The organism is Campylobacter sp. BCW_4341 (assembly GCF_001764255.1).
GTDB lineage: Bacteria > Campylobacterota > Campylobacteria > Campylobacterales > Campylobacteraceae > Campylobacter_D > Campylobacter_D jejuni.
Window position 1 is genome coordinate 2061 of record NZ_MKAH01000050.1, and the last position, 264, is coordinate 2324.

Here is a 264-nt window from a genome sequence, read left to right on the forward strand (position 1 = left end):
GATACCTGCACATAAAGGTTTAAGTGCTTCATCATACCAAATCACTTCTAACTTTTCTTCTTTAATGATTCTTAATGCTACTTCTTTTGTTAGATATTCTTTAATGTCTTTTCCATTGTATTTTTTTTGCTTATAATTCATTTTTAACATTTTATCAATTGCTTCTTTTTCACTATCAAAAGAATACTCAAGTTCAACACTGCCCCTTTCTCCAATATAAACAGCTTCGTATTTATTATTATCAGAATCAAACCACATGGTAAG

1 pseudogene is annotated in these 264 nt (G+C 28.4%); it reads right to left on the reverse strand.

The window, feature by feature from the left end:
• A pseudogene (locus tag AJN70_RS09940) lies at nt 1-264 on the reverse strand (hypothetical protein); the annotation flags it as partial.